Genomic DNA, 13,782 nt, shown 5'->3' with positions numbered 1-13,782 from the left:
CGACGGCCAGGCCGGCACCCGGCCCCGGCCTGCCCAACCCCATGATCAGATTGCCGAAATGACGACGACACGCCGTCACGACTGCGCGAAACGGCAATCTGATCATGGGGGCGGAGCGGTGGAGGTAGCAGAGCAGGGGGCAGCAGAGCGGGGGTCAGCGGGGGGTGAGGGTGAGGATGCTGGCCTCGGGTGGGCAGGCGAAGCGGACCGGGGCGGTGGGGTGGGTGCCGAGGCCCGCCGAGACGTGCAGCCAGGAGTCGGAGCCGGGCCAGCGGTGCAGGCCCTTCGCCATCGCCCTGGGCAGTCCGCAGTTGGTCACCAGCGCGCCGTAGCCGGGTACGCAGACCTGACCGCCGTGGGTGTGCCCGGCCAGCAGCAGGCCGAAGCCGTCGGCGGCCATCTGGTCGAGCAGCGCCGGTTCCGGGGCGTGGGCGAGCGCGATGGACAGGTCGGCGGCGGGGGTGACCGGGCCGGCTACGGCCGGGTAGTCGTCCTGCTCGATGTGCGGGTCGTCCACGCCGACCAGCTCGACCAGGCGGCCACCGGCCTTGATCGAGGTGCGCGCGTTGTTGAGGTCCGCCCAGCCGGCCCCGGTGAGCACGTCCCGCAGTTCCTCGTACGGCAGGGCGGCGCCCTCGGTGTACTCCCGGCCGGGCAGGAAGTAGGTGAACGGGTTCTTCCAGACCGGCCCGGTGTAGTCGTTGGAGCCGAAGACGAACGCGCCGGGGTAGTCGAGCAGGGGTTGCAGGGCGCGCAGCACTCCGGGCACCGCGTCGGGGTGGGCCATGTTGTCCCCGGTGACCACCACCAGGTCCGGGTCGAGGGCGGCCAGCGACGCCACCCACTGCTGCTTGCGCCGCTGGTCGGGCATCATGTGCAGGTCCGACAGGTGCAGCACGCGCAGCGGCTCGGCGTCGGCCGGCAGCACCGGCACGTCGTACCGGCGCAGGGTGAACATGTTGCGTTCGACGAGGGACGCGTACGCCAGTGTGGCCGCCCCGGCGGCGACGGTCCCGGCGGCGAGGCCGAATAGTGTGCGCTTTCGCATGCCGACCAGGGTAGTTTGACCGTCCATGAGCACGCTGAAGGACCGCCTGACCGCAGACATGCGCGCCGCCCTCAAGGCGCGCGACGAGCTGACCACCTCCACGTTGCGGATGGCGCTGGCCGCCGTCGGCAACGCCGAGGTCGCCGGCAAGGCCAAGCGCGAGCTCTCCGACGACGAGGTGCTCGCGGTGCTGACCAAGGAGGCGAAGAAGCGCCGGGAGGCGGCTGCCGCGTTCGCCGACGCCGGTCGTGCCGAGCAGGCCGACAAGGAGACCGCCGAGGGTGCGGTGCTGGACCGCTACCTGCCGAAGCAGCTCGCCGAGCAGGAGCTGACGGAGCTGGTCGCGGGGGCGCTGGCCGCAGGCGGCTTCACCGAGAAGTCCCAGATGGGCCCGGCGATGAAGGCGGCCCAGGCCGCGGTGGCCGGCCGGGCCGAGGGTGGTCGCGTCGCCGCCGAGGTACGCCGACAGCTCGGCCTCTGACCCACCGTCACGCCGGTCGGTTCGCTCACCGGTACGTCGGACACGCGACGGGCGGGCACCCCGTGTGGGGTGCCCGCCCGTCGGCGTCGGTACGGGTCAGTTGCCGTTCGGTGGTCGGCCCCCTGGCCCGCCGGGCCCGCCCGGCGTGTTGCCGCCCTGGTTCGGGGTGCTGCCGCCGCCGCTGCTCACCTCGATGGTGACCACGCCGCCCTTGATGGTGCGGCCGTCGGGGCTGGTGCCGGCGACGGTGCCGGCCGGGCACTCCGAGGCGATCTTGTTGTCGGAGACGACGACGGAGAAGCCGGCCTCCTTGAGCTTGCCCCGGGCACCGTCCACCGACTGGCACTTCACGTTCGGGATGGAACGCTGGTCACCATTGATGATCTTGCCGTTGGGTGGGGTGAACTCGATGCCGGGCTTGCCCTTCATGGCGTCCCGCAGCGTCTCGTAGACCGCCGGGTTGATGCCGGTCGCCGTGTCGTGGCCCATCTGCTGGTTGGTCTGCGGCCAGTCCGGGTCGGCCATGATGCCGGCCACCGCGAACTGCTTGGTCATCGCCACCAGCGAGGAGGTCTTCTCGCCGTCGGTGGTGCCGGACTTGCCGGCCACCGGCTTGCCGACGATGCCCCGGACGTTGCGGGCGGTCGCACCGGAGCACTTGGAGACCGACGACCGGTCACCGACCGGGCAGCGGGCGGCGTCCACGGCGGCCCGGGCCACCTCGGTGGCGATCCGCTGCTCGCAGCGCGGGTTGGCGACGTCGAGCTTGTTGCCTTCCGGGTCCTTGATCTGCTGCACCGGGATCGGCTCGCAGTACTTCCCGTCGGCCGCCAGGGTGGCGTAGGCGTTCGCCAGCTCCAGCGGGGTGGTCGCGGAGACGCCCAGGGTGAACGAGCCCCACTGGTTGGCGCCGCCCTCCTTGGTGGCCCGGCGGGCGTCGTCGCTGCTGCGGAAGGTGATGCCGAGCTTCTGCGCCGCCTTGATCACGTTCTCCGCGCCGACCTGCTGCTCCAGCGGGACGAAGTAGGTGTTGACCGAGTTGCCGAAGGCGGTCCACATGTTGTGCACGCCGGCCATGCTCGCCGAGGCGTTCTTGGGGCAGTAGAAGTGCGTCCCCGGGCAGGCGGCCGGCGAGTTCTGCTCGACGATGTACTCCGACTTGAAGACCGGCGGCGAGTTGATCTGGTAGGCGAGCGGGATGCCCTTTTCCAGCGCCGCCACCATGGTGAACATCTTGAACGTCGAGCCGGCCTGGTAGCCGGCGATGCCCTGGCCGCCGCTGAGCAGCGGGTTCACCGTGTTGGGGTAGTTGCCCCGGATCTTCTTCTTGGCCTTCTTGGGGTCGCTGGAGAGCTTGTTCGCCGGCTTCTTCGGGTCATCGATCTTGAAGTTCCGGTTGACCGACAGCGCGCGTACCCGACCGGTGCCCGGCTCGATCGCGGCGACCATCCGGGCGGCCTTGCTGTTCACCCCGAGGTTCTTGCGGACGGCCCGGTCGGCGCCGTTCTGCGCCCGCACGTCGAGCGTGGTGGTGATGGTGTAGCCACCGCTCTTGAGCCGCCGCTCCCGGTCGTACGTGGTGGAGCCGAAGGTCTCCTGCGAGAGCCACCAGCGGTAGAAGTAGTCGCAGAAGAAGCCCCAGTCCTTCTGGTTGGTGGCGACGCAGCCGTTCGGGGTGCGCTTGTCCTTCACCACCAGCTTGGTCGCCTTGGCGGCGTCCCCCTCCTGCTGGGTGATGGCCTTCGTCTTGATCATGTTGTCGATGACGTAGTTACGCCGGTCGAGCGCGAGCGGGTAGCCGCTGCGGGTGGTCGGATCGTTGGTGGTGGGCGCCTTGACCATGCCGGCCAGCAGCGCCGCCTCCTCGATCTTGAGATTCTTGGGTGACTTGCCGAAGTACACCTGGCTGGCGGCGAAGACGCCGTACGCGCCGTTGCCGAAGGAGGCGAGGTTCAGGTAGCGGGTGAGGATCTCGTCCTTCGAGAACTCCTTGTCGACCTGGAGGGCCAGCCGCATCTCGCGGATCTTGCGGGAGCTGGTGTCCTCGGTCGCGGCCACCACGTCGGCCGGGTGGGTGGCCGAGTAGGCGATGGCCAGCCGGACGTACTGCATGGTCAGGGTGGACGCACCCTGCTGCGAGTTGGTGCCGGACTGGTTGTTGACGAAGGCCCGCGCCACGCCGTTGATGTCCACGCCGTTGTGCTTGTAGAAGTCGTGGTCCTCGGCGGCGATGATCGCCTTCTGCATGTTCGGGGAGATGTCCGCGAGCTTCACGTCGCGCCGGTTCTCGTCGTACATGGTCGCCAGCGGGGTCTTGCCGTCGTTGGCGAGCAGGTAGGTGATCTGTGGCGCGCGGGCCACCGTCAGCTCCTTGGGCAGTGCTCCGAAGGTCTCCGCGCCGGCCTTGGCCGCCAGGCCGGACATCGCCACCGCGGGGAAGGCCGCCGCCGCCACCACCACACCGGCCAGCAGGCCGCAGATCAGTAGCGATGCGGCGTTGGTGAAGACATTGTGGTCACGTTTCCGCATCCAGGTCACCTCGACAGGGTACGCGAGTAGGGAACGAGGGGCGCCGGGGCGTTCTTTCCCCATTTCCTGCGCGCGCCGACCTCGTTGTGCTAAACGCACGACCCCCGCCGCGAGGTTGCGGGTGACCGCGTCGAGTCTCCACCGATCGGTGGAGCCCGCGCAGCGTTTTCACGTACTCCGACGGGGTAAGCGGCGGTCGAAGGCCCGGGAAGCCGGGACTGTCCGGAATGTTGGATTTCGCCGACAACGTTGCGTAATCATGCGACTACAGAGCATGATGGTGGCGGCGACACGAGCCACACGTCGTCCGTGCCTCCTTGGGGAAGGAACGGGCCGGACGACCGGGGGGAACGACGGCTGGTCGCACGAGTCGGTTGGTACTGCAAGGGGGGACGTGTACAGATGGGGATGATCACTGACTGGCCGTCGCTGGCGGCGTGTCAGAACGGGGACCCGGACGCGTTGTTCGTACAGGGCGCCGAGCAGAACGTCGCGAAGCGGATCTGCCGAAGCTGCCCGGTGCGGTACGAGTGCCTGGCCGACGCGCTCGACAACCGCATCGAGTTCGGCGTGTGGGGTGGCATGACCGAACGGGAACGCCGTGCCCTGCTGCGCCGGCACCCGCAGGTGGCGAGCTGGCGCAAGATGTTCGAGGCGGCGATGAAGAAGAACGCCAAGGACCGCAGCGGCAAGGACAAGATCCTGGTCACCGCCGCCGGTTGAGGCCCGACCGGACCACGGTCCGCCAGGCGCGGGCCCGGCCAGCTCGACCGGCCCGCAGATCAGGGGTGGCTGATCGCCGCGCCGATCGTCCGCAGCCCGTCGACGTCGTGCACGTCGGCGGGCTGCGCCGTCACCGACACCGTCGGCACCGCCGGAAACGCCTCGGTGAACCGCCGGGCCACCTGCTGCTCGCGGGCCGCCTGCTGCGCCAGCGCGGCGTGCGCCCGCAGCACGTCGACCGTGGCGTCGTGCCCACCCAGCTCGACCAGCCGGTCGGCCGCCGCCCGGCTCGTCGCCGGGTCCAGACCCACCGCCGGCCGGTGCACCCGGTTGAGCACCAACCCGGCCAGCGGCATCCGCTCCGCGCCCAACCGCCCGGCGAAGTAGGCCGCCTCCCGGACCGCGTCCGGCTCCGGCGTCGCCACCAGCAGGAACGCCGTCTCGCTGGCCTGGAGGATCCGGTAGGTCTGCTCGGCCCGCTGCCGGAACCCGCCGAACATCGAGTCGAGGGCCGCGACGAAGCCGGAAAGGTCGGTCAGCAGCTGCGCCCCGAGCACCTTCTGCACCACCTTGGAGAACATCCCGAAGCTGGCGGTGACGAAACTGAACATGCTCCGCCCCCCGCTGCGGGCCGGGGCGAGCAGCAGCCGCAGCATCCGGCCGTCGAGGAAGCGGGAGAGCCGGGCCGGGGCGTCGAGGAAGTCCAGCGCCGAACGGGACGGCGGGGTGTCCACCACGATCAGGTCCCACTCGCCCCGGGCGTGCAACTGGCCGAGCTTCTCCATCGCCATGTATTCCTGGGTGCCGGCGAAGGTGGAACTCATGGCCTGGTAGAACGGGTTGGCGAAGATCTCCGCCGCCTTCGCCGGGTCGGTGTGCTGGAGCACCACGTCGTCGAAGGTGCGCTTCATGTCCAGCATCATGGCGTGCAGCTCACCGCCGCCGGCCTCGACGTCGATCCCCTTGACCCGGCGGGGGGTGTTGTCCAGCTCGGTCAGGCCGAGCGACTGGGCCAGCCGGCGGGCCGGGTCGATGGTGAGCACCACCGTGCGCCGACCGTGCCGCTCGGCCGCCCGCAGCGCCAGCGCCGCCGCGGTGGTCGTCTTGCCCACCCCGCCGGCGCCACAGCAGACCACGATGCGCACGCCGGGGTCGGCGAGGATCTGGTCGACGTCCAGCACGGGCGCCGCGTCTTCGGAAGGCACCAATCGAGCGTATCGGGCCGGTGGGGTCCGTGCGTCCGGGCCGACGTGAGGTGTGCGTCAATCCGCCCGACGGAGGATCTCGGCGAACGCCGCCAGCCCGGCCGAATCCACCCCGTCGGGCAGCAACGGCAGCTCGGTCACCGGCCGCCCCAGCTCCACCAGGTCGGTCCGTAGCGAATCCTCCAGCTCACGGCGTACCTGCTGGTCCCGCGCCTCGCCGGCCAGTCCGGCCACGGTCGCCTGGTCGGTCGGCAGGCCGGCGGCGGCCAGCCCGCGTCGCAGCTCCGCCCGGGTCACCTCCCGGCCGGTGGTCGACGGCGGGCGGGCCGCGTTGACGATCACCCGGCCCACCGGGAAGCCGAGCTGGGTCAGCTCGGCGATCGCGTCCACCGTCTCCTGGACCGGCATCTCCTCCAGCAGCGTCACCACGTGCACCGCGGTCATCGGGGAGCGCAGCAGCGCCGACACCCCGTCGCTCTGGGTCTTGATCGGGCCGACCTTCGCCAGCCGGGCGGTCTCGGCGGTGACGTTGAGGAAACGACCGATCCGGCCGGTCGGCGGGGCGTCCAGCACCACCGCGTCGTACACCCGGCGCTGGCCGGCGGTGCGGGTGGTGGCCTCCTTGACCTTGCCGGTGAGCAGCACGTCCCGCAGGCCAGGGGCGATGGTGGTGGCGAAGTCGATCGCGCCGAGCTTGCGCAGCGCCCGACCGGCCGCGCCGAGCTTGTAGAACATGTCGAGGTACTCCAGCAACGCCTCCTCGGCGTCCACCGCGAGGGCGCGCACCTCGCCGCCGCCGGGGGCGTCGACGAGGTGCCGCTCGGCGTACGGGAAGGGTTCGACCCCGAAGAGCTGGGCGATGCCCTGCCGGCCCTCCACCTCGACCAGCAGGGTGCGGTGGCCGCCGGTGGCCAGGGCGAGTGCCAGCGCCGCCGCCACGCTCGTCTTGCCCGTGCCGCCCTTGCCGGTCACCACGTGCAGGCGGGACGGCCATCCGGTACCGGCCGGGTCGGCCGGCCGCTCAGCTGCTCGCACCGGTCGAGCCTATCCACCCCGCGCGGTCAGCCGACCTCGCAGACCCACCAACCCGTCTTCCGTACGACGGTGAACCGCAGCGGCTGCTCGGCGATCTTCTCGTCGGCGGTGGTCATGGTGAGGGTGGTGGAGACGGTGGCCCGGTCACCGTTCTGGCTGTCGACGGTCGGGCTGGACCAGCGGAACCGCGGGTTGATGTAGGTGGTCGCGTACCGCTGCACCTCGGCCACCTTGGCGTTGATCTTCTGCGGGTCGCGCGATTCCGCGCAGACGAAGTTGGCCGCCCTGCCGGCGTCGCGTTCCTGGTAGACGGCGGTGAGGAAGCCGTCCACCGCCACCGTCGGCTCCTTGGCCCCCTCACCGCCCTCGGTGTCGCGCAGGGTCAGGAAGGCGAGCGTCCCACCGCCGCCGCAGAGCACCACCGCCGCCGCCAGGGCGAGCCAGGCGACCAGCGGGCCGCGCCGCCGGGCCGGGGTCGCCGCCCGGTACCCGGGATGACCCGCCGACGGCGGCGCGCCGACACCGGACGGGGGGAGGCCGGGAGCGGTCGTACCGCCCGGGTCTGGTGGGTCCTGCCGTGGCGGTGGCCCGCCTGGCGATCCGCTCGCGCCACCGAACGGTGGATGGGTCATGTGGTCCCCCGGGGGATGGGGCGCCGTCGCCGCCCCTGGCGACGACGCGGGTACGGGCGCGGCGGGCGACCCCTGATCGCCCGTCCGAGGCGCAAGGGTAACGGTCGATGGGCGGCGCGTGGCGGACCGCTCACGACCTGCGGTGGGTCGCGATCGCTTTCCGGACCAGGCGAGTGTCACATATGTGACTTTGAGTGATCGAACGTGCGCGTCCCGTTGTCCGTTCCCGGGGTGGGGTCCTACGTTCGTCCGGGTGTGGGGGAGCGGATCGGGTCGGCGCCCGGTCCGGACGGCGGTCATTCACGGTACGAGGCCGGAGGAAGGTACATGCGCGACGCGGAGAACATCGCCCGAGCCCACTTCTCAGCACCAGGAGACCGGGGGAGGCGGGGCGGTTCGGCCGGCGACGCGGACGCCCCGGGCGTGGGGCTGCCGATGAACGAGCGCTCCTACCGGCGCTGCGCCGAACCCACCGAGGTGCTGCGGATGCTCGGCCGCCCCGGTGACCGCGGCCGGGACGACGAGGAGCCCGGCTACGTCATCCACCTGCCGATCCGGGTGGCCGACCTGGCGGCGGCGACCGCGCTGGCCGGGACCGTGGCCACCTCCCTGGGCTTCCTCGTCGAACTCGACGCCGGCGAGACCACCGTCTCCACCGCCGACGACCAGAACAACAGGCACCGGGTCTTCTGCGACCTGCTGCTGCCCGACCGGTCCCGCTGCCCCCAGCCGTACGACCACACCGGGCAGTGCGGTGAGCTGCCCACCGCCCCCGAGCAGCGTCCCGCGCCCCGGCCGTCACCCGGACCGTAGGCTGTCGACGACACAGTCCACGCCAGGCAAGGGAGCCTTCCACCGATGCAGAAGTGGGAATACGCCACGGTCCCGCTGCTGGTCCACGCGACCAAGCAGATCCTCGACAACTGGGGCGAGGACGGTTGGGAACTCGTCGCCGTGATCCCCGGCCCGAACCCGGACCAGTTGGTCGCGTACCTCAAGCGTCCCAAGGGCTGAAGGGGTCCGACGATGAGCAACGGACCCCACGCCAAGCTGGCCGAACTCGGCCTGGCCCTGCCCGACGTGGTGCCGCCGGTGGCCAGCTACGTGCCAGCCGTGCAGTCCGGTCAGCACGTCTACGTCTCCGGTCAGCTGCCGGTGGCCGAGGGGAAGCTGCTCGCCACCGGCCAGGTCGGCGCGGGTGTCTCGCCCGAGCAGGCCAAGGACCTCGCCGAGCGGTGCGCGCTGAACGCCCTCGCCGCCGTCGACTCGCTGGTCGGCCTGGAGAACATCGTCAAGATCGTGAAGCTGACCGGCTTCGTGGCCTCGGCGCCGGGCTTCCACGGCCAGCCGGCCGTGATCAACGGGGCCTCGGACCTGCTCGGCGCGGTATTCGGGGAGGCCGGCCGGCACGCCCGTTCCGCCGTCGGGGTGGCCGAGCTGCCGCTGGACGCCCCGGTCGAGATCGAGTTGATCGTCGAGGTGGCCTGACCGCGTCGCCACTCCCCGCGAGCTGACCCGAGCGGTCGGTCGAAAGCCGTGAAGGACCACAAACCAGTGGGCCGGTTCGGCAAGATCGCGGGGAGTGGCGCACAGGGTCGTACGATCGCAGCCATGACCGGGCATGTGACGGCACCGCCGGCCGCGCCGGCCGACCGGCTGCCGCAGTGGGTGACGTTGCTGCGCGCCCCCAACCCGGGGCCGATGACCCTGGAGGGCACCAACACCTGGCTGCTGCGCGCCCCCGACGCGGCCCGGGCGGTCGTCGTCGACCCCGGCCCGGCCGACGAGGGGCACCTCGCCGCCGTGGCCGCGTCCGGGCCGGTCGGACTCGTGCTGATCACCCACGGACACCCCGACCACACCGAGGGCGCCCCCCGGCTGAGCGACCTGCTCGGCGGGGTCCCCGTGCTCGCCGTCGACCCGGCACACACCCTCGGCGGGGACCCGCTGACCGGGACGGCCGGGCAGCTCGACGGGTACGGGCTGGGCATCGACCTGATCGCCACCCCCGGGCACACCGCCGACTCCGTCTGCCTGCAGGTGTCGTACGGCACCGAACGGGTGGTGCTGACCGGGGACACCATCCTCGGCCGGGGCACCACCGTCGTCGCCCACCCCGACGGCCACCTCGGCGACTACCTGGCCAGCCTGGAGCGGCTGTCCGCGTACCAGGGGATCCCGGCGCTGCCCGGCCACGGCCCGGCGCTCGCCGACTGCGGCGCGGCGGCCGACTTCTACCTCGCCCACCGCCGGGCCCGGCTCGACCAGGTCCGGGCCGCCGTCGACGCGGGCGCGCGCACCGCACCCGAGGTGGTGGCGACCGTCTACGCGGACGTGGACCGGTCGCTGTGGTGGGCCGCCGAGTGGTCCGTCCGCGCCCAACTGGAGTACCTGGGAGTGGAGCAGCCGTGACCTGCCCGGTGTGCGGCACGCTCGCCGTCCCGGGCGCGCGGTTCTGCCACAACTGCGGGGCGGCGCTGCCGGCCGCCGCCGGCCTGCCGACCGCCGAACGCCGGGTCGTCACCGTGCTCTTCGGCGACCTGTCCGAGTTCACCTCCTGGTCGGAGGACCTCGACCCGGAACGCGTCGGCGCGGTCACCGACCGGGTGCTCGCCGCGCTCGCCGGTGCGGTGAAGACATTCGGCGGGCACGTCGACAAGCTCACCGGCGACGGCATCATGGCGGTCTTCGGCGCGCCCGTGGCCCACGAGGACGACGCCGAGCGGGCCGTGCGGGCCGCCCTGTCGATGCAGCGGGCCGTGCGCCGGGTGCTCGACGACGAACGCGGCGGCGGCGCACCGCTCGGCCTGCGGGTCGGGCTGAACACCGGCGACGTGATCGCCGGCATCCAGGCCGCCATCGAGTACACGGTCATCGGGGACACGGTGAACACCGCCGCCCGGCTGGCCGACGCCGCCGCCGTCGGCGCGATCTACGCCGGTGCCCGTACCTCGTCGGCCACCCGGCACGTCGCCTCCTGGCGGGTGCTGCGCCCGCTGCGGCTCAAGGGCAAGCGCGAACCGGTCGAGGCGTACGAGCTGCTGGGCCTGCTCGACGCCCCGGGCACCCGGTCGGGGCTCGGCGACGAGGCGCCCTTCGTGGGGCGGGAGACCGAGATCGGCCGGGTCGCCGGCCGGCTCGCCGAGGTGATCGACCGGGGCGAACCCCGGGTGCTGCTGATGACCGCCGAGGCGGGGATCGGCAAGTCCCGGTTCGCCGCCGAGGTGGAACGCCTCGCCGCCGGCTACGACGTCGGCGCGGGCCGGTACGCCGCCCACAGCGGGGCCCGGGTGCTCTCGGTACGCTGCGCCGCCTTCGGCGAGCGGCGTCGGCTGGCCCCACTGGCCGACCTGGTCCGGGCCGCCGTCGGCCTGCCCAGCGACACCTCCACCGCGCTGACCCGGCCGGCCGTGGAGGAACGGCTGCGCCGGCTCGCCCAGCGGCTCGGCCGGCTGCGCGCCGACGCGCCACCGCTCGCCGGTGACCAGCTCCTGGCCCTGCTCGGGTACGCCGAACTGCCCGCCGGCAGCCCCGGTGAACAGGGCGGCTGGGGGGCCACCCCGCCGGCCGCCGACGCCGAGGCGGTGCCGGTCGCGGTGGCCGGGCTGCTCAGCGCCCTGGCCGCCGAGGCACCGCTGGTGATCGTGGTCGACGACCTGCACGACGCCACCGGCGAGACGATCGCCGCTCTCGGCGCGACGCTGTCCCGGCTCACCGGCCCGGTCCTGGTGATGCTGCTGGGCCGCCCGGAGCTGGTCCGTACCGCCGGGGCGTTGACCTGGATCGCCGACGCCGAGGTGCAACCGTTGCCGCCGCTGCGCGGCGCGGACGCCTCCCGCCTGCTCACCAGCTATCTCAACGGCGGCAGGCTGCCCCAGGCCGACGCCGACCGGCTGCTCGCCACCGCCCAGGGCAACGCCTTCTACCTGGCCGAACTGGTCACCCTGCTGCGGGAACGGGGGGCGTTGACCGCCGGTCCCGACGGCGGCTGGCGGCTGGTGCCCGGGTCGCTGGGCAGCCGGCTGCTCTCCCGGGACCTCGCCGCCGTGCTCGCCGCCCGCATCGACGCGCTCCCGCCGGAGGCCCGGTCGGTGCTGCGGGACGCCGCCGTGGTCGGCGACGTGGTGCCCACCGGCGCGTTGGAGGCGCTGCGTGAGCAGCGGTCCGGGCCCGCCGGCCGGCCCGGCGCGGTGGCCGCCGTCGAGCTGGAACGGGCCGTGGAGGAGCTGCTGCAGCGCCGGATGCTGCACCGCACCCGCAGCGGTTTCGCGTTCGCCACCCCGCTGATGCGGGAGGCCGCCTACGCCGGGGTGAGCAAGGCCGAACTCGCCGAACGGCACGCCGCGCTGGCCCGCTGGGCGACCGGGGTCCCCGGCGGGTCGGTCGCCGCGCCGGGCGGGTTCACCGACGCGGCCCGCGACGACTTCGTGGCCGAGCAGGTCGAGCGGGCCGCCGTCCTCGCCGACGCGGTGAAGCTCCGCCCGGACTCGCCGGCCCGGACGGTCGCCGGCCTCGGGGTGGCCGCGCTGGGCCGGGCCGCCCGCCGGGCGTTGCAGGCCGGCGAGCCGGCGCTGGCCGTCGAGTACGCCGAACGCGCCGCCGACCTGGCCCGCGACGGGCTGCCCCCGGCCGACCGGGTGGTGCACGCGCGGGCGTTGCTCCAGGTGGGCCGGGTCGGTGACGCGCTCGCCTTCGCCGAGAAGATCGCCGCCAACGCCGGTGACGACGCCGGCACCCGGGCCAGCGCCCTGCTGCTCGCCGGTCAGGCCCAGCAGACCCAGGGCGACCAGGCCCGCGCGGTGGCCTGCTGGCAGGAGGCGTTGCAAGTGGCCACCGCCGGGGAGGTGACCAACCTGCGGGCCTCGGCGATGCGCCGGCTCGGGATGGCCGACTTCGTCGCCGGCCGGCTCGGGCAGGCGAGCAGCCGCCTCGCCGCCTCCTACCAGATCAGCCTCGCCGCGAAGGACCTGCGCGGGCAGGCGTGGGCGTTGCAGAACCTCGCCTGGGTCACCACCACCCGGGGGGACTTCGCCGGCACCGACGCGGTGCTCGGCCGGGCCGCCCGGCTCTTCGCCGAGCTGAAGGACCCGTACGGACGGGCCTGGCTGCGTGGCACCACCGCCTTCGCCCGGCTGCTGGCCGGCCGGCTGGGGGAGGCCTGCCGGCTGGCCGGGATCTTCCTGCCGTTCGGGGAACGGGTCGGCGAGGCGTGGGCGGTGGGCACGCTGCGCGCGGTCGAGGCGTTCGCCGGGGCGGAAATGGGCGAGGTGGCCGAGGCGGACCGGTCGGCCCGCCGGGCGTACCGGGACTTCGCCGCCGTCTCCGACGACTGGGGGCGCGGGTTCGCCCTGGTCGTCCGGGGCGTGGTGGCGCGGGGGCTGGGCGAGCCGGAGCACGCCGCCGACCTGTTCACCGACGCCCTCGCGTACGCCGGGCGGACCTCGCACCCGCTGCTGACCGGGATGGCCGGCACGCTGCGTGGCTTCGTGGCGCTGGACATGGGCGACTGCGAGACCGCCGAGCGGGACGCCCGTGCCGTGCTGACCGCCGTCGAACCGCACAACCCGCAGGCCCCGGCGCAGGCCGCCCCCCGGGTGCTGCTCGCCACCGCCCGGCTCGCCGCCGGTGACCCGGCCACCGCGGTCGGGTTGCTCGCCCCGGTGGCGACGACCGCCGCGAAGACGCCGACCCTGCTGTTCTCCCGCCGGCAGACCCTCGCCCGGTACGCTTCCGCGCTGCTCGCCCACGGCCAGTCGGAGCAGGCGCTGGACTGGGCCCGGCGGGCGGTCGCCGCCCCGGCGGAGGACGTCCGCAGCCAGGTGATCGGCGCCGGGGTGCTGGCCGAGGCGTTGGCGGCGTGCGGTCGTCCGGCCGAGGCGTCGGCCAGCGCGCAGGAGGCGGTGCGGTTGGCGTACGCCACCGAGCAGCGCAGCGAACGGGCCAGCGCCGACGCCCTGGCGGCCCGGCTGGCCGACGGGGTCTGAGCGGGACGTCGGCGGGTGCCGGCGGTGGTCCGCCGGACTGCGGCCGTCGGCGGACGACAGGTCTGTCGGTTCCGGGGATGTGCGCCTGTCGGCCGGGACGGTTAGCGTGTCACTTCACGCGACCGCCCCTCGGTGCCGGTCGCGC

General features: G+C 73.3%; 12 protein-coding genes. 7 read left to right on the top strand and 5 right to left on the bottom strand.

From position 1 onward, the window contains the following. Positions 1 to 154: 154 nt before the first annotated feature. Positions 155 to 1,048 carry a metallophosphoesterase gene (locus tag ACN261_RS07150; protein ID WP_421484509.1) on the bottom strand — a complete coding sequence of 298 codons (894 nt, stop codon included), beginning with the start codon at positions 1,046 to 1,048 and terminating at the stop codon, positions 155 to 157. A gap of 25 nt (positions 1,049 to 1,073) precedes the next feature. Between ACN261_RS07150 and ACN261_RS07145 the strand changes: the two genes are divergently transcribed. Beyond that, positions 1,074 to 1,529: a GatB/YqeY domain-containing protein gene (locus tag ACN261_RS07145; RefSeq protein WP_421484508.1), complete on the top strand. Its 456-nt coding sequence runs from the start codon at positions 1,074 to 1,076 to the stop codon at positions 1,527 to 1,529. Positions 1,530 to 1,625: 96 nt separating this feature from the next. Here ACN261_RS07145 and ACN261_RS07140 read toward each other — a convergent pair whose 3' ends face one another. Next, complete coding sequence (locus ACN261_RS07140) at positions 1,626 to 4,058, bottom strand: penicillin-binding protein (protein ID WP_425849054.1); 2,433 nt, start codon at positions 4,056 to 4,058, stop codon at positions 1,626 to 1,628. A gap of 402 nt (positions 4,059 to 4,460) precedes the next feature. On the opposite strand from ACN261_RS07140, the gene ACN261_RS07135 reads away from it, so the two are divergent. Beyond that, a complete protein-coding gene (locus tag ACN261_RS07135) occupies positions 4,461 to 4,781 on the top strand; it encodes a WhiB family transcriptional regulator (protein WP_088643826.1) in 321 nt (106 codons plus the stop codon). 59 nt (positions 4,782 to 4,840) lie between these two features. Here ACN261_RS07135 and ACN261_RS07130 read toward each other — a convergent pair whose 3' ends face one another. Genes ACN261_RS07130 through ACN261_RS07120 form a run of 3 tightly spaced genes read right to left on the bottom strand, consistent with a single transcriptional unit; the run spans position 4,841 to position 7,653 of the window. Beyond that, complete coding sequence (locus ACN261_RS07130) at positions 4,841 to 5,989, bottom strand: ArsA family ATPase (RefSeq protein WP_425849051.1); 1,149 nt, start codon at positions 5,987 to 5,989, stop codon at positions 4,841 to 4,843. Positions 5,990 to 6,043: 54 nt separating this feature from the next. Next, positions 6,044 to 7,021, bottom strand: a complete 978-nt coding sequence (locus ACN261_RS07125; RefSeq protein ID WP_425849048.1) for an ArsA-related P-loop ATPase — start codon at positions 7,019 to 7,021, stop codon at positions 6,044 to 6,046. A 26-nt stretch (positions 7,022 to 7,047) separates the two neighbouring features. Next, positions 7,048 to 7,653 (bottom strand): hypothetical protein, encoded by a 606-nt coding sequence (locus ACN261_RS07120; protein WP_421484504.1) that lies wholly within the window; start codon positions 7,651 to 7,653, stop codon positions 7,048 to 7,050. A 327-nt stretch (positions 7,654 to 7,980) separates the two neighbouring features. Here ACN261_RS07120 and ACN261_RS07115 point away from each other — a divergent pair, with 327 nt between their 5' ends. The 5 genes from ACN261_RS07115 (at position 7,981) to ACN261_RS07095 (ending at position 13,637) form a co-directional block, all read left to right on the top strand. Continuing rightward, positions 7,981 to 8,466 (top strand): hypothetical protein, encoded by a 486-nt coding sequence (locus ACN261_RS07115; protein ID WP_421484503.1) that lies wholly within the window; start codon positions 7,981 to 7,983, stop codon positions 8,464 to 8,466. 45 nt (positions 8,467 to 8,511) lie between these two features. Next, positions 8,512 to 8,667 (top strand): DUF4177 domain-containing protein, encoded by a 156-nt coding sequence (locus ACN261_RS07110; RefSeq protein WP_088643831.1) that lies wholly within the window; start codon positions 8,512 to 8,514, stop codon positions 8,665 to 8,667. Positions 8,668 to 8,679: 12 nt separating this feature from the next. Then, on the top strand, positions 8,680 to 9,141 hold the full coding sequence (locus ACN261_RS07105) for a RidA family protein (protein ID WP_088643832.1): 462 nt from the start codon (positions 8,680 to 8,682) through the stop codon (positions 9,139 to 9,141). A gap of 123 nt (positions 9,142 to 9,264) precedes the next feature. After that, positions 9,265 to 10,065 (top strand): MBL fold metallo-hydrolase, encoded by an 801-nt coding sequence (locus ACN261_RS07100; protein WP_421484502.1) that lies wholly within the window; start codon positions 9,265 to 9,267, stop codon positions 10,063 to 10,065. After that, entirely contained in the window at positions 10,062 to 13,637 is a 3,576-nt protein-coding gene (locus tag ACN261_RS07095) for an adenylate/guanylate cyclase domain-containing protein (protein ID WP_421484501.1), read from the top strand. Before ACN261_RS07100 ends, ACN261_RS07095 begins: the two co-directional genes overlap by 4 nt. Positions 13,638 to 13,782: the final 145 nt, after the last annotated feature.

The organism is Micromonospora sp. WMMD723 (assembly GCF_049863385.1).
Lineage (GTDB): Bacteria > Actinomycetota > Actinomycetes > Mycobacteriales > Micromonosporaceae > Micromonospora > Micromonospora wenchangensis.
This window is presented reverse-complemented; position numbering and strand designations above follow the sequence as displayed.

Coding starts and splice junctions, on each gene's coding strand:
- ACN261_RS07105 (WP_088643832.1), top strand. CDS start 8,680: ATGAGCAACGGACCCCACGCCAAGCTGGCCGAACTCGGCCTGGCCCTG.
- ACN261_RS07140 (WP_425849054.1), bottom strand. CDS start 4,058: ATGCGGAAACGTGACCACAATGTCTTCACCAACGCCGCATCGCTACTG.
- ACN261_RS07120 (WP_421484504.1), bottom strand. CDS start 7,653: ATGACCCATCCACCGTTCGGTGGCGCGAGCGGATCGCCAGGCGGGCCA.
- ACN261_RS07150 (WP_421484509.1), bottom strand. CDS start 1,048: ATGCGAAAGCGCACACTATTCGGCCTCGCCGCCGGGACCGTCGCCGCC.
- ACN261_RS07115 (WP_421484503.1), top strand. CDS start 7,981: ATGCGCGACGCGGAGAACATCGCCCGAGCCCACTTCTCAGCACCAGGA.
- ACN261_RS07135 (WP_088643826.1), top strand. CDS start 4,461: ATGGGGATGATCACTGACTGGCCGTCGCTGGCGGCGTGTCAGAACGGG.
- ACN261_RS07100 (WP_421484502.1), top strand. CDS start 9,265: ATGACCGGGCATGTGACGGCACCGCCGGCCGCGCCGGCCGACCGGCTG.
- ACN261_RS07145 (WP_421484508.1), top strand. CDS start 1,074: ATGAGCACGCTGAAGGACCGCCTGACCGCAGACATGCGCGCCGCCCTC.
- ACN261_RS07110 (WP_088643831.1), top strand. CDS start 8,512: ATGCAGAAGTGGGAATACGCCACGGTCCCGCTGCTGGTCCACGCGACC.